Source organism: Microbacterium sp. AC215, from assembly GCF_979258645.1.
Map to the genome: position 1 here is coordinate 3,348,922 of NZ_OZ409869.1, position 19,374 is coordinate 3,368,295.

Annotated in this window: 14 protein-coding genes and 1 tRNA gene; 12 read left to right on the plus strand and 3 right to left on the minus strand. The window is 69.3% G+C overall.

Features of this window, described 5'->3' with window-relative positions; all coding sequences use genetic code 11:
- The first annotated feature begins 15 nt into the window (after positions 1 to 15).
- Positions 16 to 642 (plus strand): TetR/AcrR family transcriptional regulator, encoded by a 627-nt coding sequence (locus ACZZZF_RS16295; RefSeq protein WP_056279772.1) that lies wholly within the window; start codon positions 16 to 18, stop codon positions 640 to 642.
- An 80-nt stretch (positions 643 to 722) separates the two neighbouring features.
- On the opposite strand, the gene ACZZZF_RS16300 is transcribed toward ACZZZF_RS16295, so the two are convergent.
- Entirely contained in the window at positions 723 to 2,231 is a 1,509-nt protein-coding gene (locus tag ACZZZF_RS16300) for a PucR family transcriptional regulator (RefSeq protein WP_072591661.1), read from the minus strand.
- A 116-nt stretch (positions 2,232 to 2,347) separates the two neighbouring features.
- On the opposite strand from ACZZZF_RS16300, the gene gabT reads away from it, so the two are divergent.
- The 7 genes from gabT (at position 2,348) to poxB (ending at position 12,398) form a co-directional block, all read left to right on the plus strand.
- Positions 2,348 to 3,715: a 4-aminobutyrate--2-oxoglutarate transaminase gene (gene gabT / locus ACZZZF_RS16305; RefSeq protein ID WP_463499590.1), complete on the plus strand. Its 1,368-nt coding sequence runs from the start codon at positions 2,348 to 2,350 to the stop codon at positions 3,713 to 3,715.
- 111 nt (positions 3,716 to 3,826) lie between these two features.
- Positions 3,827 to 5,209, plus strand: coding sequence for a flavin monoamine oxidase family protein (locus tag ACZZZF_RS16310; RefSeq protein WP_463499593.1), 1,383 nt, complete (start codon positions 3,827 to 3,829; stop codon positions 5,207 to 5,209).
- On the plus strand, positions 5,209 to 6,093 hold the full coding sequence (locus tag ACZZZF_RS16315) for a universal stress protein (RefSeq protein WP_053097452.1): 885 nt from the start codon (positions 5,209 to 5,211) through the stop codon (positions 6,091 to 6,093). Before ACZZZF_RS16310 ends, ACZZZF_RS16315 begins: the two co-directional genes overlap by 1 nt.
- Positions 6,093 to 7,637 (plus strand): APC family permease, encoded by a 1,545-nt coding sequence (locus ACZZZF_RS16320; RefSeq protein WP_463499595.1) that lies wholly within the window; start codon positions 6,093 to 6,095, stop codon positions 7,635 to 7,637. Before ACZZZF_RS16315 ends, ACZZZF_RS16320 begins: the two co-directional genes overlap by 1 nt.
- A 49-nt stretch (positions 7,638 to 7,686) precedes the next feature.
- Positions 7,687 to 9,153: an NAD-dependent succinate-semialdehyde dehydrogenase gene (locus ACZZZF_RS16325; protein ID WP_053097450.1), complete on the plus strand. Its 1,467-nt coding sequence runs from the start codon at positions 7,687 to 7,689 to the stop codon at positions 9,151 to 9,153.
- A gap of 25 nt (positions 9,154 to 9,178) precedes the next feature.
- Positions 9,179 to 10,543 carry an NAD-dependent succinate-semialdehyde dehydrogenase gene (locus ACZZZF_RS16330; RefSeq protein WP_056279780.1) on the plus strand — a complete coding sequence of 455 codons (1,365 nt, stop codon included), beginning with the start codon at positions 9,179 to 9,181 and terminating at the stop codon, positions 10,541 to 10,543.
- Positions 10,544 to 10,673: 130 nt separating this feature from the next.
- The gene (poxB, locus tag ACZZZF_RS16335; protein WP_187250345.1) at positions 10,674 to 12,398 is read left to right on the plus strand and encodes a ubiquinone-dependent pyruvate dehydrogenase; all 1,725 of its coding nucleotides are present in this window, start codon (positions 10,674 to 10,676) and stop codon (positions 12,396 to 12,398) included.
- An 18-nt stretch (positions 12,399 to 12,416) separates the two neighbouring features.
- Here poxB and ACZZZF_RS16340 read toward each other — a convergent pair whose 3' ends face one another.
- Entirely contained in the window at positions 12,417 to 15,215 is a 2,799-nt protein-coding gene (locus ACZZZF_RS16340) for a hypothetical protein (RefSeq protein WP_372983954.1), read from the minus strand.
- A 38-nt stretch (positions 15,216 to 15,253) separates the two neighbouring features.
- Entirely contained in the window at positions 15,254 to 17,077 is a 1,824-nt protein-coding gene (locus ACZZZF_RS16345; protein WP_400341816.1) for an HSP90 family protein, read from the minus strand.
- Between the two features lie 192 nt (positions 17,078 to 17,269).
- Between ACZZZF_RS16345 and ACZZZF_RS16350 the strand changes: the two genes are divergently transcribed.
- The 4 genes from ACZZZF_RS16350 (at position 17,270) to rplK (ending at position 19,374) form a co-directional block, all read left to right on the plus strand.
- Positions 17,270 to 17,342, plus strand: a tRNA-Trp gene (locus tag ACZZZF_RS16350).
- Positions 17,343 to 17,381: 39 nt separating this feature from the next.
- The gene (gene secE / locus ACZZZF_RS16355; protein ID WP_053097445.1) at positions 17,382 to 17,654 is read left to right on the plus strand and encodes a preprotein translocase subunit SecE; all 273 of its coding nucleotides are present in this window, start codon (positions 17,382 to 17,384) and stop codon (positions 17,652 to 17,654) included.
- 41 nt (positions 17,655 to 17,695) lie between these two features.
- Complete coding sequence (gene nusG / locus ACZZZF_RS16360; protein ID WP_056279788.1) at positions 17,696 to 18,751, plus strand: transcription termination/antitermination protein NusG; 1,056 nt, start codon at positions 17,696 to 17,698, stop codon at positions 18,749 to 18,751.
- Between the two features lie 191 nt (positions 18,752 to 18,942).
- Positions 18,943 to 19,374 (plus strand): 50S ribosomal protein L11, encoded by a 432-nt coding sequence (gene rplK, locus ACZZZF_RS16365; protein ID WP_053097443.1) that lies wholly within the window; start codon positions 18,943 to 18,945, stop codon positions 19,372 to 19,374.

Below are 19,374 nucleotides of genomic sequence, written 5' to 3' on the forward strand. Positions count from 1 at the left end.
AGACAGGACGGGCGCATGAGCACGGATGAGCAGCCGATGGCGGCGCGACGGCCCCGCGGTCCCTACGCCACCGGCCAGGCGCGCAGGCAGGCGATCGTCGACGAAGCGCTCGCGGTGTTCTCCCGCACGGGATTCCACGGTGGATCCCTGCGGGAGATCGCGAAGCGCGTCGGCGTGACGCCGACCGGCCTGCTGCACCATTTCGCGGGCAAGGAGGAGCTCTTCGCCGAGGTGCTCCACCAACGTGACGAGAAGGTGCGAGAGGCGGCGGGCGACCCTGCCGAGCACACCCTGATCGAACAGGCCACGCGCGTCGTCGCGCACAACCAGACCTCGCGGGGTCTCACCGCCCTCTACGCGATCGTCTCGGCGGAGGCCACAGACCCCGGCCACCCGTCGCACGCCGACTTCGCCGCCCGATACCGCGAGCGCGCCGTGGCCGCAGAAGAGATCCTGCGGCGAGGTCAGGCCGACGGAGAGGTGCGCGAGGACATCGACCCCGCTCGGGCGGCCCGGCTGATCAGCGCGGTCATGGACGGCATCCAGCTCCAGTGGCTCCTCGACGATTCCGTCGACATGGTCCCGCTCTTCGAGGAGTTCGTCGGCCGCTACCTTCACCCCGCTGAACGACGGCCCGACTGAAGGGCGCGCGGATGGCGGAGGCCCGGCATCCGCCACCCCGCCGGGCGGGGACCGCCGGCCGTTCGGTCGAGGACCCCGGTTCAGTCCCGTGCGGTCTGCAGCAGCGTCCACAGCTCGGCGCGGGCGGGGAACGACGAGAGGTCGCTTCCCAGGAGCGCTCCGGCCTGGGCGATCCGCGACCGCAGCGTGTGGCGGTGCACACCGAGTGCCGCCGCCGCAGGATCCGCCTTCGCATCGTGCTCGAGCCAGGTGCGCAGCGACCGTTCGAGGTCGCCGCCGGATCGCGCGTCGTGGTCGCGGATCGGCGCGAGCCGCGATTCGGCGACCAGTCGGGCCTCATCCGTGGCCAGTGCGCTGAGGATGCTGGATCCGGCGGCATCGGCGAAGTGGAACACCCCGGCGCCGGACTGCTGGCGCAGCGCCGCGAGCGCCTGTGCGTGGGCTCGGGAGAACGCGTCGTACGACTCGGAACCGGACGCGCCGATGCGGATGCCGAACCGGGTGGCGACCTCGTCGAGCAGTGCGTCATCGGCCATGGACAGGCAGAGCACCACGCCCTCGGATGATTCGGCGAGGAAGCTGGCGGTGCCGTGCTCGGCCCTGCGCCGATCCCACCAGTCGGCGAACGGGCCGGTCGGAGCATCCGCGGCGATCGCGACCACCACGGGTGCAGAGGGCATCGAGCCGAGGACCTTCCGCGCGAGGGACGGATCGTCGTCGAGCAGCGAGCTCAGCAGCTGCGAGTTCAGCCGACGCTTGCTGCGGGCGAGCTGGTCGCTCTGCTCGAGCGCGAGTCCGGCCATCGCGATCACCGACGTCACGACCGTGCGCGCCTCGGCGTCGAGCGCATCGACAGCCAACGCGATCACCCCGCGCAGGTGTCCGCCGCGCCCCACCGTGAAGAGCGTGAACGTCTGATCGTCGATCGTGAGCGACTGCCCGGCCTCGAGCCCACGGGTGAGGATCTCGGTGACCCGTTCGCCGAGCTCGGTCAGTCGTCCTGCAGTGACGGCCGATCGGGGGTGCGACAGCTGCAGGGCGCCGGACGCGTCGTACATTCCGGCCCAGACATCCAGACGGCGGCCGAGCTCTGCGACGGTCGCGTCGAGTCCGCGGGGGCGCAGCGCGGCCAGTGCGAGTGCGCGCTGGGTGTCGAGCGCCCACGACCTGCGGGCGTAGGCCTGCGCCGCGATCGCTTCGGAGTGCGCGCGGGCGACGGCGATGAAGGGCGTGCGATAGGGGACTTCGAAGAGGGGGATCCCGCGGCGTGCGCACTCGAGGATCAGCTCGTCGGGGATCGCGGCACGGTGCACGTCCGTGCCGAATCCGAGGCCGAGCACCCCGCGATCCGCCAGCCGCCCGACGTAGACGTCGAAATCGGTGCCGACGTCGAACTGGGTGCCCGTCGTCAGCAGTGCGAGGTCCTCGGCGAGGAACGGCGTCGGGTCGGCGAGGTCGGAGCTGTGCACCCACCGCAGGGGGCGATCGAGGGCGCCGTCCGGAAGGCCGTCCGCGTCCGAGATCAGCACGAGCCCGAGATCGCGGCGCCGGAAGAGAGCGCGCAGCGTGGGCTGTTCGGCGTCGTCCATGCGCTGCGGTCCTCTCGGCATCCGGATCAGCGCTTATACGGTCGGGCGATGATCTCTCCCAGATTGTACAGCCGGGCGAATGCGCCGACGTCGGATGCGGTCGTACGCTCACGGACATGGCTCTCCTCGACACCGCAGCTGTTGCAGTCCCGCTCGGCGGACCCGACCTCCCCCAGGAGCGTCGTCTCGTCACCGACCTTCCCGGCCCCCGCTCGGCCGAGATCCTCGCCCGCAAGGCCGATGCCGTCGCCGCCGGCGTCGGGCACACGGTTCCCGTCGCGGCCGTCGCCGCAGGCGGGGGAGTGGTCGTGGATGCCGACGGCAACTCGCTGATCGACCTCGGCTCCGGCATCGCCGTGACGACCGTCGGCAACGCGCACCCCAAGATCGCCGCAGCCGTGGCCGCGCAGGCCGCGCAGTTCACGCACACCTGCTTCATGATCTCGCCGTACGAGTCGTACATCGGTGTCGCCGAAGCGCTCAACCGCCTCACTCCCGGCGACTTCGCCAAGAAGAGCGCCCTGTTCAACTCCGGCGCCGAGGCCGTCGAGAACGCGATCAAGATCGCCCGCAAGCACACCGGTCGCCAGGCCGTCGTCGCCTTCGACCACGGCTACCACGGCCGCACCAACCTCACCATGGCGCTGACCGCGAAGTCGATGCCGTACAAGAGCGGCTTCGGCCCGTTCGCCCCCGAGGTGTACCGTGCGCCGATGTCGTACCCGTTCCGCGACGGTCTCGACGGCGCAGAGGCCGCCGCCCGCGTGATCCTGCAGCTCGAGAAGCAGATCGGCGCCGACAACCTCGCCGCCGTCATCATCGAGCCGATCCAGGGAGAGGGCGGCTTCATCGTCCCGGCGGAGGGCTTCCTCCCGGCGATCGCCTCGTGGTGCCGCGCGAACGGCGTCGTGTTCATCGCCGACGAGGTGCAGACCGGCTTCGCCCGCACCGGCCACATGTTCGCGAGCGAGATCTTCGGCATCGAGCCCGACCTCATCACGACCGCCAAGGGCATCGCGGGCGGTCTGCCCCTCGCCGCCGTCACGGGGCGCTCCGAGATCATGGACGCCTCGCACGCAGGCGGCCTCGGCGGCACCTACGGCGGAAACCCGATCGCCTGCGCTGCGGCGCTCGCCGCGATCGATGTGTTCGAGAACGACGGCGTGATCGACCGCGCTCGCGAGATCGGCGAGATCCTCACGGCACGCCTCGGAGCCATGCAGGAGAAGGACACCCGCATCGGAGACATCCGCGGCCACGGCGCCATGATCGCCGCCGAGTTCGTCGACCCCGAGACCAACGCGCCCGACGCCGCCCTCACCTCCGCGGTCGCCAAGGCCTGCGTCGCGCAGGGCGTCATCGTCCTGACGTGCGGCACCTACGGCAACGTCATCCGGTTCCTCCCGCCGCTCTCGATCGGCGACGACCTCCTGAACGAGGGCCTCGACGTCGTCGCGGCCGCGCTCGCCGCCACCGCGGGCTGACAGACCAGCAGCCGCGGTTCGTCCGCGACTGCCACCACACGTCCGGCCGCGACGAGGATCGGGGGATTTCGAGTCGCGGCCGGCACAACCTTTCCAATGAAGGAGAAGCAGATGGCTGAGATCACTCGCGACGTGCTGATCGTCGGAGCCGGAGCCGCAGGGCTCACGGCGGCGAACGACCTGCGCAAGGCCGGCCTGTCGGTCGCCGTACTCGAGGCGCGTGACCGCGTCGGCGGACGACTGTGGACCGACGTCATCGACGGCGCCATGCTCGAGATCGGCGGCCAGTGGGTCTCGCCCGACCAGGACGCCCTGAAGGACACCATCGACGAGCTGGGGCTCGAGACCTACAGCCGCTATCGCGAGGGCGACAGCGTCTACGTCGGTCCGGACGGGCAGACGCATCGCTTCACCGGCGAGATGTTCCCGGTGTCCGCTGAGACCGAGGCCGTCATCGCCGAGATCACCGAGCGCCTCGACGCCATGGTCGCCGAGATCGACCCCGACCGCCCGTGGGAGCACCCGCTCGCGAAGGAATGGGACTCGATCACCTGGGACGCCTGGCTGCGTGTGCAGACCGACGATGACGAGGCCGTGCGCAATCTCGCCTTCGCCACCGGCTCCGCGATGCTCACCAAGCCGACGCACTCGTTCTCGCTGCTGCAGTCGCTGCTCATGGCGGCATCCGCCGGGTCGTACTCCTACCTCGTCGACGCCGACTTCATCCTCGACAAGCGGGTGGTGGGCGGTCTGCAGAAGGTGCCGCTGCTGCTCGCCGAGCGCCTGGGCGACGACGTCATCCTCAACCAGCCGGTGCGCTCGCTCGAATGGGGCGTCGACGGTGTGACCGCCACGACCGACGACACCACCGTGCGCGCCCGCTTCGCGATCCTCGCGCATGCTCCGGTGCTCTACAGCCGTATCGCCTTCGTCCCGCCGCTTCCCCGGCGCCAGCACCAGATGCACCAGCACATCTCGATGGGCTTCGTCATCAAGGTGCACGCCGTCTACGACCGCCCGTTCTGGCGCGAGCAGGGCCTCAGCGGCACCGCGTTCAGCCCGTACGAGCTCGCGCACGAGGCGTACGACAACACGAACCACGGCGACGAGCGCGGCACCCTGGTCGGCTTCGTCAGCGACCAGAACGCCGACGACCTGTTCACGCTGTCGGCCGAGGAGCGCAAGGAGCGCATCCTCGAGTCCCTCTCGCACTACTACGGCGACGAGGCGAAGAACCCGGTCGTCTACTACGAGAGCGACTGGGGCACGGAGGAGTGGACCCGCGGAGCGTACGCGGCGAGCTTCGACATGGGCGGACTCCACCGCTATGGCGCCGACCTCCGCTCGGCCGTCGGCCCCATCCACTTCGCGTGCAGCGACATGGCGGGCGCCGGATATCAGCACGTCGACGGCGCGATCCGCATGGGGCACCTCGTCGCCTCGAACATCGTCGAAGCGACGCGCGCCGCCGGCGACACCGCCGAGGTCGGCTGATGACCGGGGCGGTCGTCGTCGGCTACACCGCGACGGATGCGGGAGCGGATGCCGCAGCGCTCGGCGCGCGGCTCGCCCGCAGCCTCGGCGCGGTGCTGCACCTCGTGATCGTGCTGCCGTCGGAGGGCACCCGCAGCGCGGCCGTTCCCCCCGAGCGGGCGTATGAGGACCACATCCGCCGCCAGGCGAAGGAATGGCTCGAGGATGCGGTCGTCCGACTGCCGCAGGAGCTCACCCGCACGGGCCACGTGCGGTTCGGCGAGTCCTTCGCCGAAGGGCTGATCGCCGCAGGCGAGGAGTTCGGCGCCAGGCTGATCGTCATCGGCACGGCCGGCGGCAGCATCTTCGGCCGCCACCGCCTCGGCAGCGTCGCGTCGGAGCTGCTGCACTCGTCGACCATCCCCGTCGCGCTCGCCCCTGCGGGCACCGCGGACCAGGACGATCACGTGCTTCCTCGCGTGACGGCCGCGGTCGGCAACCGCGCGGGTGCCGACAACCTCCTCGACGAGGCCGCCGCGATCGCCACCGAGTCCCGTGTCGGCCTGCGCCTCGTCTCGCTCGTGCCGTTCGACGTGCCGCCCGGTCTCGACACCGGCGCGATCCGCGTGGTCGGCGACGCGCACGCGAACGACGTGCTCGAGGTCGCCAAGAGCCTGCTGCCCGACGAGCTGAAGGCCGAGGTCGAAGAGGCCCCCGGCGACACCGTCGAAGATGCCGTCGCGAACCTCTCGTGGCTCCCCGGCGAGGTCGTCCTCGTCGGCTCCAGCCGCCTGGCGCAGCCGCGCCGCCTGTTCCTGGGCTCGACCGCAGCGAAGATGCTGCACGAACTGCCCGTTCCCATGATCGTCGTCCCGCGCACCCGCGCCGAAGCAGGAGTCCGCTGATGAGCAGCACGAACCGGGCGACGGAGCCCGCATCCGGTGTGACGACCGGCATCTCGCAGAAAGGGCTGAGCGCGGGTGCCGTCGGAGTGCTCGGAGCCGTCGTCATCGGCGTCTCGACCATCGCGCCGGCCTACACGCTCACCGCATCGCTCGGCCCGACGGTCGCCGTCGTCGGCACCCAGGTGCCCGCGATCATGCTCGTCGGCTTCATCCCGATGCTCCTGACCGCCTTCGGCTACCGCGAGCTCAACCGCATGATGCCGGACTCCGGCACCTCGTTCACGTGGGGAGTGCGGGCGTTCGGGCCGTGGATCGGCTGGATGACGGGCTGGGGCCTGATCGCCGCCACCGTCATCGTGCTGTCGAACCTCGCCGGCATCGCGGTCGAGTTCCTCTTCTTGCTGATCGCCCAGCTCAGCGGAAACCCCGAGATCGCCGACCTGGCGTTCAACCCGATCATCAACGTCGTCGTGTGCCTGCTCTTCATGCTCGGCGCGACGCTCGTGTCGTACCGCGACATGCAGACGACGCAGAAGTTCCAGTACATCCTCGTCGGCTTCCAGGTGCTCGTGCTCGTGGTCTTCGCCACCGTCGCGATCGTCAAGGCCGTCTCCGGAGACGCTCCCGAGCCGACCCCCTTCTCGTGGTCGTGGTTCAACCCGTTCGAGGTTCCGTCCTTCAGCGCCTTCGCCGCAGGGCTCTCGCTGTCGATCTTCATCTTCTGGGGCTGGGACGTCGTCCTCACCATGAACGAGGAGACGAAGGACCCGGCCAAGACGCCGGGGCGCGCCGCGATGGTCACGGTCGTCGTCGTCGTCGCCCTCTACCTGCTGCTGGCCATCGGCCTCATCATGTTCGCCGGCGTCGGCACGGGCGACTACGGGCTCGCGAACGAGGACATCTCGGCGAACGTGTTCTTCGCGCTCTCGGATCCGATCCTCGGACCGCTGGCGTTCCTGGTCTCGCTCGCGGTGCTGTCGAGCTCGGCGGCCTCGCTGCAGTCGACCGCAGTCGGACCCGCTCGCACGCTGCTGGCGATGGGGCACTACGGCGCCCTGCCCAAGAAGTTCGCCCGGGTCAGCCCGCGGTTCTTCACGCCGGGCTACTCGACGATCGTGTCGGCCGTCGTCGCATCCGTCTTCTACGCCGTGATGCGCCTCGTCAGCGAGAACGTCCTCACCGACACCATCCTGTCGCTCGGCATGATGATCTGCTTCTACTACGGCCTCACCGCGTTCGCGTGCGTCTGGTACTTCCGCAAGCAGTGGTTCGACTCCGCCAGGAGCTTCTTCTTCACGTTCCTGTTCCCGCTCGTCGGCGGTGCGATCCTCGCCGTCCTGTTCGTCACGACGCTCATCGACTCGATGGACCCCGCGTACGGCAGCGGATCGAACATCGGAGGCCTCGGACTCGTGTTCATCCTCGGCGTCGGCATCATCGTGATCGGCATCGTCATCATGATCTGGCAGTCCATCAAACGCCCGGCGTTCTTCCGCGGCGAGACCCTCAGCATGGATGCTCCCGCGAGCAACCGCCGGCGCTGACGGAATCCCGCGGCACCGGCATCCCATCCTCCCCACAGAAAGAGATTCCATGAGCACTCAGACTGAGCAGGCGCTGCTCGACAGCATCCCCACCGGCCTCTTCATCGGGGGAGAGTGGATCGACGGCGAGACCGGGGGCACGTTCGACGTGAAGGACCCCGCGACCGGTGCGGTCATCCGCACGATCGCCGACGCGACACCGGGTGACGGCATCCGCGCGCTGGATGCGGCAGTCGCCGCGCAGGACGCATGGGCCGCGACCGCACCTCGCACCCGCAGCGACATCCTGCGCCGGGCATTCGACCTCGTGCAGGAGCACAAGGAGGATCTCGCGCTGCTGATGACCCTCGAGATGGGCAAGCCGCTCGCCGAGGCGCGCGGCGAGGTCGGCTACGGCGGCGAGTTCCTCCGCTGGTTCAGCGAGGAGGCCGTGCGCATCAGCGGTCGCTACGGCATCAACCCGGAGGGCACCGGCCACATGGTCGTCTCGCAGCGGCCCGTCGGCCCCTCGTTCTTCGTGACGCCGTGGAACTTCCCGTTCGCGATGGCCACTCGCAAGATCGCGCCGGCGCTCGCCGCCGGCTGCACCGTGGTGATCAAGCCCCCGGCACTCACGCCGCTGACGACGATGTTCTTCACGTCGCTGCTCGAGAAGGCCGGCCTCCCCGCCGGTGTCGTGAACGTGGTGCAGACCTCCAAGTCGTCGGCGCTCTCGGCCCCGATCATCGCCGACCCGCGCCTGCGCAAGCTGTCGTTCACCGGTTCGACGGAGGTGGGCCGCAAGCTCATCGCCCAGGCCGCTGAGGGCGTGCTGCGCGTGTCGATGGAGCTCGGCGGCAATGCGCCGTTCGTCGTCTTCGACGATGCCGACCTCGACAAGGCCGTCGACGGCGCACTGGCCGCGAAGTTCCGCAACATCGGCCAGGCGTGCACCGCTGCCAACCGCTTCATCGTGCACAAGGACGTCGCCGAGGAATTCGGCCGCAAGGTCACCGAGCGCGTCAACGCGATGAAGATCGGCCGCGGCACCGAAGAGGGCGTGGCCATCGGCCCGCTGATCGACGAGGATGCCGTCGCGAAGGCCGGCGAGCTCGTCGACGACGCCGTCGAGCGCGGCGCGACCCTGCTCGCGGGTGGCAAGGCCGTCGAGGGCACGGGCACCTTCTACGAGCCGACCGTGCTCACCGACGTGGTGGCGGGCTCGGCGATCCTCCGCGAGGAGATCTTCGGCCCGGTGCTCGCGATCGCGACCTTCGAGGACGAGGACGAGGCCGTCCGTCTCGCCAACGACACCGAGTACGGACTGGTCTCGTACGTGTTCACCGAGAACCTGCAGCGCGGGCAGCGGATGATCGACAGGCTCGAGACCGGCATGATGGGTCTCAACGTGGGCGTGGTGTCGAACGCCGCCGCCCCCTTCGGCGGCGTCAAGCAGTCCGGCGTCGGCCGCGAGGGCGGTCTCGAGGGCATCCACGAGTACCTGTCCACCAAGTACACGCTGATCCCGGTCTCCTGACCGGTCGGCCAGAGGAGGAGAGAACATGACCGATTACGCCGTCATCAACCCCGCCACCGGAGAGACGCTGGCGTCCTTCGACACGTTCACGGATGCGCAGATCGAGGCGGCTGTCGCGGCCGCCGACGAGGCGCACCGCGAATGGTCCCGGTCCTCGACCGTGGCTGAGCGCGCAGCGCTCCTCCGTCGCGCCGCCGAGCTGCACCGCGAGCGCCGCGAGGAGCTCGCCGACGTCTTCGTGCGCGAGATGGGCAAGCCCCGCGAGGCCGCCCTCGGAGAGGTCGACTTCGCCGCCGACATCGCCGAGTACTACGCCGACCAGGCCGAGGCCATCATGGCCGACCAGCCGATCGCGATCCTCGGCGAGGGCTCGGCGATCGTGCGCCGGTCGTCGCTCGGACCGCTCGTCGGCATCATGCCGTGGAACTTCCCGGCCTATCAGATCGTCCGCTTCGCTGCGCCGAACCTGATCGTCGGCAATACGATCCTGCTGAAGCCTGCTCCGCAGTGCCCGGAGTCGTCGACCGCGATCGAGGCGATCTACCACGACGCCGGATTCCCGACGGGCGCGTACCAGAACGTCCTCGCGACCAACGAGCAGATCGCCGACATGATCGCCGACCCGCGCGTGCAGGGCGTCTCGCTCACCGGCTCGGAGCGCGCAGGCGCCGCGGTCGCCGAGATCGCCGGACGCAACCTCAAGAAGGTCGCGCTCGAGCTCGGCGGGTCCGACCCGTTCATCGTGCTCTCGACCGACGACCTCGACGCCACCGTGCAGGCGGGCGTCGACGCGCGTCTCGACAACAACGGCCAGGCGTGCAACGGCGCGAAGCGTTTCATCATCGTCGACGACCTGTACGACTCGTTCGTCGAGAAGTTCACGGCCGCGATGGCATCGGTGCAGGCGACCGACCCGACGCTCGACGACACCGTGCTCGGCCCGGTCTCGTCGGAGACGGCGGCGGAGAACCTGCAGAAGCAGATCGACCAGGCCGTCGAGCAGGGAGCGACGCTGCTGACCGGCGGCACCCGCGACGGGGCGTTCTTCGCCCCGACCGTGCTCGCCGACGTGACGCCCGACATGAACGTGTACCGCGAGGAGCTCTTCGGCCCCGCGGCGGTCGTCTACCGGGTCGCCGATGAGGATGCCGCTGTCGCCCTCGCGAACGACACGACCTTCGGGCTCGGCTCGTACGTCTTCACGACCGATGCCGAGCAGGCCGAGCGTGTCGCCGACAATATCGAGGCGGGCATGGTCTACGTCAACCTGGTGCTGGCCGACAGCCCCGAGCTGCCGTTCGGCGGCATCAAGCGCAGCGGCACGTCGCGTGAGCTGGGTCACCTCGCCGCCGACGAGTTCGTCAACAAGAAGCTGATCCGCATCGGCTGAGCGACTCTCCCTGATGGGGGCGGATGCCACGGCATCCGCCCCCATCATCGTCTCCGCAGTGCGGCATCCGGAGAGCGGATGTTCGACGGATGCCGGATCCCTCCGCGGCACCCGGGCGTAGGTTGGAAGCATGGCAACCGTCGCAGCGAACATCGTCAAGACCCTCCGCGCCAACGGGATCGACCGTGTCTACGGCCTCCCGGGCGACTCCCTCAACGGGTTCACCGACGCCCTCCGGAAGGACGGCGGCATCCGCTGGGTGCACGTGCGGCACGAGGAGTCCGCGGCATTCGCGGCGGCGGCCGATGCCTCGCTCACGGGTGAGCTCGCGGTGGTCGCCGGTTCGTGCGGTCCGGGCAACCTGCACCTGATCAACGGACTCTTCGACGCGAACCGCTCGCGGGTGCCGGTGCTGGCGATCGCCGCGCACATCCCCACCACCGAGATCGGCACGGGGTACTTCCAGGAGACCCACCCGCAAGAGCTCTTCCGCGAGTGCAGCGTCTACGTCGAGTACGTCGCCGACCCCAAGCAGATGCCGCGCCTGCTGGAGATCGCGATGCGCGCCGCCATCGAGCAGCGCGGGGTCGCGGTGCTCGTGATCCCGGGCGACGTCGCGCTCTCGGAGATCGCCGACGACCGAGCCGTGGTCATCGAACGCTCGCACCCCGTGATCGTGCCGAGCGGAGACGAGCTCGCGCGCGCCGCGACGCTGCTCAACGCCTCGAAGAAGACCACGATCCTCGCAGGCGCGGGTGTCGAGGGGGCTCACGACGAGGTCATCGCACTCGCCGACCGACTCGGTGCGCCGATCGTGCACGCGCTCCGGGGCAAGGAGTTCATCGAGTACGACAACCCGTTCGACGTCGGCATGACGGGGCTGCTCGGCTTCGCCTCCGGTTACCGGGCGATGGAAGCCGCCGACACGCTGCTGGTGCTGGGCAGCGACTTCCCCTACGAGCAGTTCTATCCCGAGCACGCCACGACGATCCAGGTCGACATCCGCGGCTCGCAGCTCGGCAGACGGCATCCGCTCGATCTGGGCCTGGTCGGCGACGTCGGCGCGACCGTCACGGCGCTGCTGCCGCGACTCGCCGAGACGAACGACCGCGGTCACCTCGACGACTCCACCGCGCACTATCGCAAGACCAGGGCCAAGCTCGACGACCTCGCGACGCCGACCAAGGCGGGCCGCCCCATCCATCCGCAGTACCTCGCCCGGCTGCTCGATGAGCAGGCCGCGGATGACGCGATCTTCACCGCCGACGTCGGCTCGCCCACCGTGTGGGCCGCCCGCTATCTGTCGATGACCGAGAACCGACGCCTGATCGGCTCGTTCACGCACGGGTCGATGGCGAATGCGCTGCTTCATGGCATCGGCGCGCAGGTCTCGCATCCGGCTCGTCAGGTCGTCGCGCTCGCCGGCGACGGCGGGCTCGCGATGATGCTGGGCGAACTGCTCACGCTCACGCAGAACAAGCTGCCCGTGAAGACCGTCGTCGTGAACAACTCGTCGCTGAACTTCGTCGAGCTCGAGATGAAGGCCGCGGGCTTCGTCAACTACGGCACCGCGCTCGACAACCCGAGCTTCGCGGCCATCGCCGAGGCCATGGGGATCTTCGCCCGTCGGGTCGAGAACAGCGAGGACCTGCCGGATGCCGTCCGCGAGGTGCTCGCGCATGACGGCCCTGCGCTGCTCGACGTCGTGACCGAGCGCCAGGAGCTGTCGATGCCCCCGGCGATCGAGGCCGAGCAGGTCAAGGGCTTCGCTCTGTACGCGATCCGCACGGTGATGTCGGGCAAGGGAGACGAGCTGCTCGACCTCGCGCGGGCCAACTGGCGTCAGTTCCTCTGAGTCAGCAGGTCCTCTGAGTCAGCTGTCGAGGAGTGCCCGCACCTCGGTCGCCTCGCCGTGGCGTCCGAGCGCCTCGAGCACGTTGCCGAGTTCGAGCGCCGAGACCTGCTGCAGCGGCGGGTAGCCGTCGGAGTGCTCGAGGGCGCTGCGGTAGATCGGCACGGAGTCCGCAGCCCGGTCGTCGCCGACCAGCAGACGGGCGGCGAACAGCTCGGAGCCGCCGGCCGAGCCCGCATCCCCGATCGCCGCGAATCCGTCGGCCGCGGTGAGCGCAGCGGCGACGGCCTCGTCGGTGCGGCCGAACTGGGCGAGCGCCCGGCCCCGCGAGTCGGTGACGTCGGCGAGCAGCCACGCCGCCTCGTGCTCCTGAGCGAGCGCGGCGACCTCGTCGAAGAGGGCGAAGGCGCGGTCGTCCTGTGTGGCCGCATAAGCCTGTCCGAGGTTGTGCAGCACGTCAGCGAGGGCGCCGACCGCCTCGGGGGCCCGGCGCACGATCTCGGATGCCGATTCGAGTGTCGCGATCGCCTCCGCGTGCTCGTCGAACCGGGCGAGGATCTTGGCGCGCTCGGTCAGCGCCATCGCCTGGTCGGCATGCTCCTCCGCCTCGCCGAACAGCTCGCCCGCATACCCGAATGCACCGACAGCCTGTCCGAACTCGCCGGCCGATCCGAGGGCGCGCGCGAGAAGAGACGCCGTCATCGCTCGGGAGGCGGCGGGCACCTCGGCCTGCTCTTCGCGCTCGAGCACCTGTCCGAACAGCTCGGCCGCCACCTCGGCGTCCCCGGCCGCGAGCATCGCGCGCGCGAGCCGGAAGTCCGCGCCCGCCTGGTCGCCGCCCTCCTGCGCGACGAGCCGCGAGGTGACCCGGTAGCGGGTGACGGCCTTCTCCGGGTCGCCCGCGTCCTCCCAGAGCGCCCCCGCGAGCAGGTGCGCGGCGGCCAGGGCCGTGGTCGCACCGAGCCCGGCGAGAAGACGGGTCGCCTCGTCGGCATCCGCAGCGCCCTCCGCGAACGACTCGCTTCCGCCGCGCACCTTCGCGCGCGTCTGCAGCGCCTGCGCGCGATGACCGATGCTGAGATCGTCCTGGGCCAAGAAGCGATCGAGCAGAGCGGATGCCGCTTCGATGTCGCCCTTCTGCAGCACGGCCGAGATGGCGACGAGCGTCGTCGTGTTCGAGAGGCGCGCGTCCTCGGCCTCGGCGAAGGCGCGAGCCGCGATCTCCGCCATGTCGAGGGCGGCGCCGGGTTCATCCGCGTGCAGGTGCAGCGACGCGCGGCTGATCGCCAGGTCTCCGCGCGACCATGCGGGCAGAGCGTCCGTGTTCGCGAGCTCGTCCTCGAGCGCCGCCGCAGCCTCGGGGGTGTTCAGGCCGAAGGTCGCGAGACCGAGGCGCAGTTCGAGATCGGCCTGTGCGTCGAGGCCTGCGGCGCGCAGGGCATCGATCCGCGCGGGCAGCAGGTCGGCGGCCTCTTCTGCTCGGTCGAGGGCGATCAGGATGCCGAGGCGCATCGACAGGAGCTCGGCGAGCTTCGAAGGGTCCTCGACGCTCAGCGCGTGCGGCAGGGCGCGCAACGTCTCGTGCTCCGCGCCGAACTGGGCGAGGTTCATGACCCGTTCGAACCACGCGTCGGGATCGTCGGGTGTCGCCGCGTCCGGAGCAGTGACGAAGGCATCCGAACGGATGGGCACGTCGTAGTGCTCGTCGGCGAGAGCGCGCAGGCGGGTGAGGCTGCGGGCGTGGCCCTCGGTGCCGTCCCGCAGATCGAAGTCCGAGCCGATGCGCTCGGCGGCAGCCCACGCGGTGGCGGCGAGTTCGGCGGCGCCCCAGGCTCCGTCGTGCTCGCCGAAGAACTCCTCGAGCGCGGGGGAGTCGGCACCGCGCACCGTGGCATCGCCGTGACCCGCCGCGGTCACACGATCGAGGGCGAAGGCGAACGCCGCCAGCGCGGCGAAGTGGGCATCGACGTTGAGTCCGTCGTGAGCGAGCCAGCCGATGTGACGCTCGACCTGCGCGAGCGCGCGTGCCTCGTTGCCGGTGAGGGCGGCGAACACGATGTTGTGGGCGACGATCCGCAGGTTGTCCGGGTTGTCCTTCGCGAGCCGGTAGCTGCGCAGGTGCGCGCTCCTCGCCTCGTCGAAGCGCCCGGCACGAAGGTAGGGCACGAGCACGCGTGACAGTGCGTGCTCGGGCTCCTCGCCGCACGAGAAGCCGCCTTCGAGCATCTCCTCGACGAGTCGGATGGCCTCGGCATCCCGATCGGTCTCGGCGAAGAAGCCGGCGAACTGGCTGCGTCCGCAGGCGTCGCAGTGGCTGTGGTCGTCTCGGGGTGTGGCCTCGAGCTGCGCGCGCAGAGCCTCGGCGTCGTCGAGTCGACCGGCGTCCCAGGCGTCTTCGAATCGGGCCGTGAGCACTCCGCTCATGCCGAGCCCTGCCTTGCGATAGTGCGTCTCCATGTCGTCGAGGACCGCGGTGATCTGCTCGGTCGAGAACGCGGGCGACGAACGCAGAGAAGACGCCATCCATTTGAACTGCCACATCAGATCGGCGCCGCCGTAGTCGAGGTCGGCGGGGAAGCGCTGCGGGTCGGAGTCGTGTCGGGCGAGGCACCACGCGAACGAGTTCAGCATCACATCCGTCGCGCCGTTCATGTTCGCGGAGGCGGTCTGCCTCATCCGCGCCTCGTACTCGAGCCGCTCGTCGCCGAGCTCGACGGCGAGCGAGACGGCATCCGCCACCAGCGCCTGCTCCGCCGGACCCCAGGGCGTGCGGTCGATCTCTTCGATGAGCTGAGAGAAGCGCTTCTTCGGACTGGTCATGGGGGATCCTTCGAACGGAGCGAGCGGTCGGAGCGAGATCAGGGGGCGTCGTCGAAGGGGATCGAATCCGCTTCGATGCCGGCGGACAGCGAGACGAGGTCCGAGAGCGCGGTCGACATGAGTGCGCGATCGGCGTCGGAGAGCGGATGGTGTCCCGCCAGCAGCGCCTGGATGTAGAGCAGCTGCACCGTGCGGGCGAACACCGCGTCGTCCTGCACGCGGACGAGCGCGCGCACGACGCGGTTCGACCAGTTCAGGCACAGGCGCGCGCTGAGATCGTCGTCGCGGGAGGCCGAGAGGGTCGAGTCGATGCGGTCGAGCACCCCGCCCCACAGCGATCCGGTGATGCCCTTGGTGCGGCCGCGGTCGATCCTGCGCAGCACCTCGGGGTCGGCGACGTACAGTGCTGCGAGTTCGGGCTGGTCGATCGACCGCACGGTGACGGAGCAGCCGGATGCGGTCAGCACGCCGCCGGCGCGGGCCTCGAGGGCCAGCGCGGCGTCGCGGTCGTCCAGCGGCGGAGGGTCGAGACGATCGAGCTCCCCGGCCACGTCGACGAGTTCGATCGTCACGTGCGGGTAGAGCTCCGGCAGCATCCGCACGAGGTCCGCGTCGTACAGGTAGCCGCCGTTGACCAGCACCTCGGACCCGGGGGAGATCCCCGCGACCTGGCGGAACTCGTCGACCGACTGCGCGAATCGCACGTGCGGGTATCGTTCGACGAGGTCGCCGATGCGCATCGTTCCGTGGGTGGTCTCGAGGGTCAGCCAGCGCGTGATGAACTGCGCGAGCTCGTCGTCGTGCCGCACCAGCGATTTCAGACCGACCTCGTGGATCGCCACGAACTGGGCGAGTCTGTGCGGTTCGCGCAGGCCCAGCTCGAGCACCCAGCGGCGGATGCCGGCACCGAGCTGCTCGCGCACACGCTCGAGGGCCGCGTCGTCGACGAGCGATTCGCGGCTCGCCGTCGGGGCGAGGCCGGTCGAATCGACCACGGCGCGCACGAAGAACGCCCATTCGGGCAGCACGTCGTCGACCCGCTCGCCCAGGAGCATCCTGCCGAGATACATGCGCGTCGCCTGGCGGGCGCCCGGCGGGGGAGCGTAGGGCAGGACGTAGGCGAGTCCCCGTGTGCCGGTGGCCGGCTCGCTGAGCTCGATCACGTCGAGCGGGCTCGCACCGAGCAGGTCGCGCCCGTACTGCACGGCGCCGTCGATGTCGTCGGCGGGGTCGAGGAACGGCGCGCGCCGGGTGATGTCGATGTCGCCGCTCGGAGAGTCGAGGATCACCCGCACGGGGAGGAACTCGGCGAAGGTGGTGGCCAGCCCTCGCACGGCCGCGGGGCGCAGCAGCTCGTCGGCATCGAAACGAGGGCGGAGATGCACACTCGTGCCGATCGGCAGATCGTCGTCGATCTCCACGACGCGGAAGGTCCCGTCCGCGCTGCCCGTCCACTCGACGGCCGGGCCGCCCCGGACGCTGCGCGAGCGGATGACGATCGAATCGGCGACCATGAAGCAGCTCAGCAGGCCGATGCCGAACTGACCGAGGTAGTCGCTGCGCGGGAGGTCGAAGATGTCGCGCTTCGAGCTGCGGCCGACCGTGGCGAGCAGATCGCCGACCTCGGCTGCGGTCAGGCCGATCCCGTCGTCGCGCAGGATGAACTCGCCCGTGGTGTCCGTCAGCGCGGTGATGCGGATGCTCCCGCCCTGCCCGTCGACCTCGCGGCGTGCGGTGATCGCATCGCGGGCGTTCTGCAGCAGTTCGCGCAGATACACGCGAGGACTCGAGTAGATGTGGCGGCTCAGGAGGTCGACGACACCGCGCAGGTCCACCTGGAACTGCTGCACGTCAGCGCTCACTGCGCCCCCTCCCGTTTCGTCCGCCCGCCGAGCCTAACAACAACGACGAGAGCGGGCCCGGTTCGGCGCTGACCGACGGATGCCGTATGCTTGACGAGCAGTTGTTGTCTGCATTCTTTCGCCGTGCCCCGGTCCTTGCGGTCGGGTAACGATGGCAGGATGGAGATGACACCCCGAGACCTCCCGGTCTCTAGGGCGGTAGCTCAATTGGCAGAGCAGCGGTCTCCAAAACCGCAGGTTGCAGGTTCGATTCCTGTCCGCCCTGCGCGTCAGCACACGCTGACACACGAAAGGTACATTCAGGATGGATCAGGACGAACCGCGCGGCGAGGTCGTCGCGGCCGGCGCCACCCGCGAGAAGAAGCGTGGCATCGTGGGCTTCTTCGGGGGCATCGCTCTGTTCTTCCGTCAGGTCATCGCCGAGCTGCGCAAGGTCGTCACGCCGACCCGCAAGGAACTGGTCAAGTTCACCGCAGTGGTGCTCGTCTTCGTTCTCATCGTCATGGGCATCGTCTACGGACTCGACACCCTGTTCGCCTGGGTCACGCACATCGTCTTCGGGGTCCCGGGCGCCTGACGCCCTCGCGGCCCTGGCCGCAGTGATTGGAAAGAAACAACGTGTCTGAACGATATTCCGACGACGCCGACTGGGCGACTGCTGCTGAGCAGTCCAGCGAAGAGGACGAGGCCCAGGAGGGCAACGTGCTCGCTGCGGAAGAGCAGTCGGTCACCTCGGCCGAACATGTCGCCCTCCACATCGAGGACGTCGACGGAGACGCCGACGCCGATGTGCAGGACGACGACAACGACATCGAAATCGACGACCCGGAGGCGGACGCGATCGTGAACGACGCTCTCAACCTGGACGAAGCGGCCGAGTCTGAGGCTGCCGCTGAGGTCCTGAACGATTCTGTGGCGGAAGAGACCGCCGAGCTCGAGGCCGCTGAGGCCGACGAGGTCACCCCTTACGACGGACCCGACATCAACGGCGACGATGACGCCGTGGCCGAGTCCGACGACGATGAGTCCGAAGAGGGCGACGACGCCGAGGAAGACCCGTATGAGGCGTTCCGCCTCGACCTGCGGATGCTTCCGGGCAAGTGGTACGTCATCCACTCCTACGCCGGATTCGAGCGCAAGGTCAAGGCCAACATCGAGCAGCGCAAGTCGACGCTCGAGGTCGAGGACGAGATCTATCAGATCGAGGTCCCGATGGAAGACGTGGTCGAGATCAAGAACGGCCAGCGCAAGATGGTCACCCGCGTGCGCATCCCCGGCTACGTGCTCGTGCGCATGGAGCTCACCGAGGACACCTGGTCGGTCGTGCGTCACACGCCTGGCGTCACCGGCTTCGTGGGCAACGCCCACAACCCGACGCCGCTGCGCTTCGAAGAGGCCTTCAACATGCTGAAGTCGCTCGTCGAGGTCAAGGACGTCCCGACCGCCAAGAACATCGCGTCGAAGGGCGGCCTCGCCGTCGCTCGTCCGCTTCCGGCCGAGGTCGACTTCGAGGTCGGCGAGACCATCACGATCAAGGAGGGCTCGTTCGCGGGTCTTCCCGGTTCGATCAGCGAGATCAAGCCCGAGAGCGGCAAGCTCACGGTGCTCGTGTCGCTCTTCGAGCGCGAGACCCCGGTCGAGCTGTCGTTCGACCAGGTCACGAAGATGGTCTGACCGACGCTTCTCCGAGAACGGCCGTCCCATTCGGGGCGGCCGTTCTCGCGTTCTCGGGCCCGCTCCGCATCAGGTAGACTTGTCTGGTTTGTGTGCCGCTTCGGCGTGCGCGCAGACGACCGCAGCCCGGAGATGCCGGGTTCGCGGGAGAGCGGATGCAACCGGCATCCGTTCGATGAAAGGAAGAGGATATGGCACCGAAGAAGAAGGTGACCGGCCTGATCAAGCTTCAGATCAACGCCGGTGCAGCCAACCCGGCGCCGCCGATCGGCCCCGCGCTCGGTCAGCATGGCGTCAACATCATGGAGTTCTGCAAGGCGTACAACGCCGCGACCGAGTCGCAGCGCGGCAACGTCATCCCCGTCGAGATCACCGTCTACGAGGACCGCAGCTTCACGTTCATCCTGAAGACCCCGCCGGCCGCGGAGCTCATCAAGAAGGCCGCCGGCGTGCCCAAGGGCTCGTCGACGCCGCACACGGTCAAGGTGGCGAAGATCACCAAGGACCAGGTCCGTCAGATCGCCGAGACCAAGCAGGCCGACCTGAACGCGAACGACATCGAGGCTGCCTCGAAGATCATCGCCGGCACCGCCCGTTCCATGGGCATCACGGTCGAGGGCTGA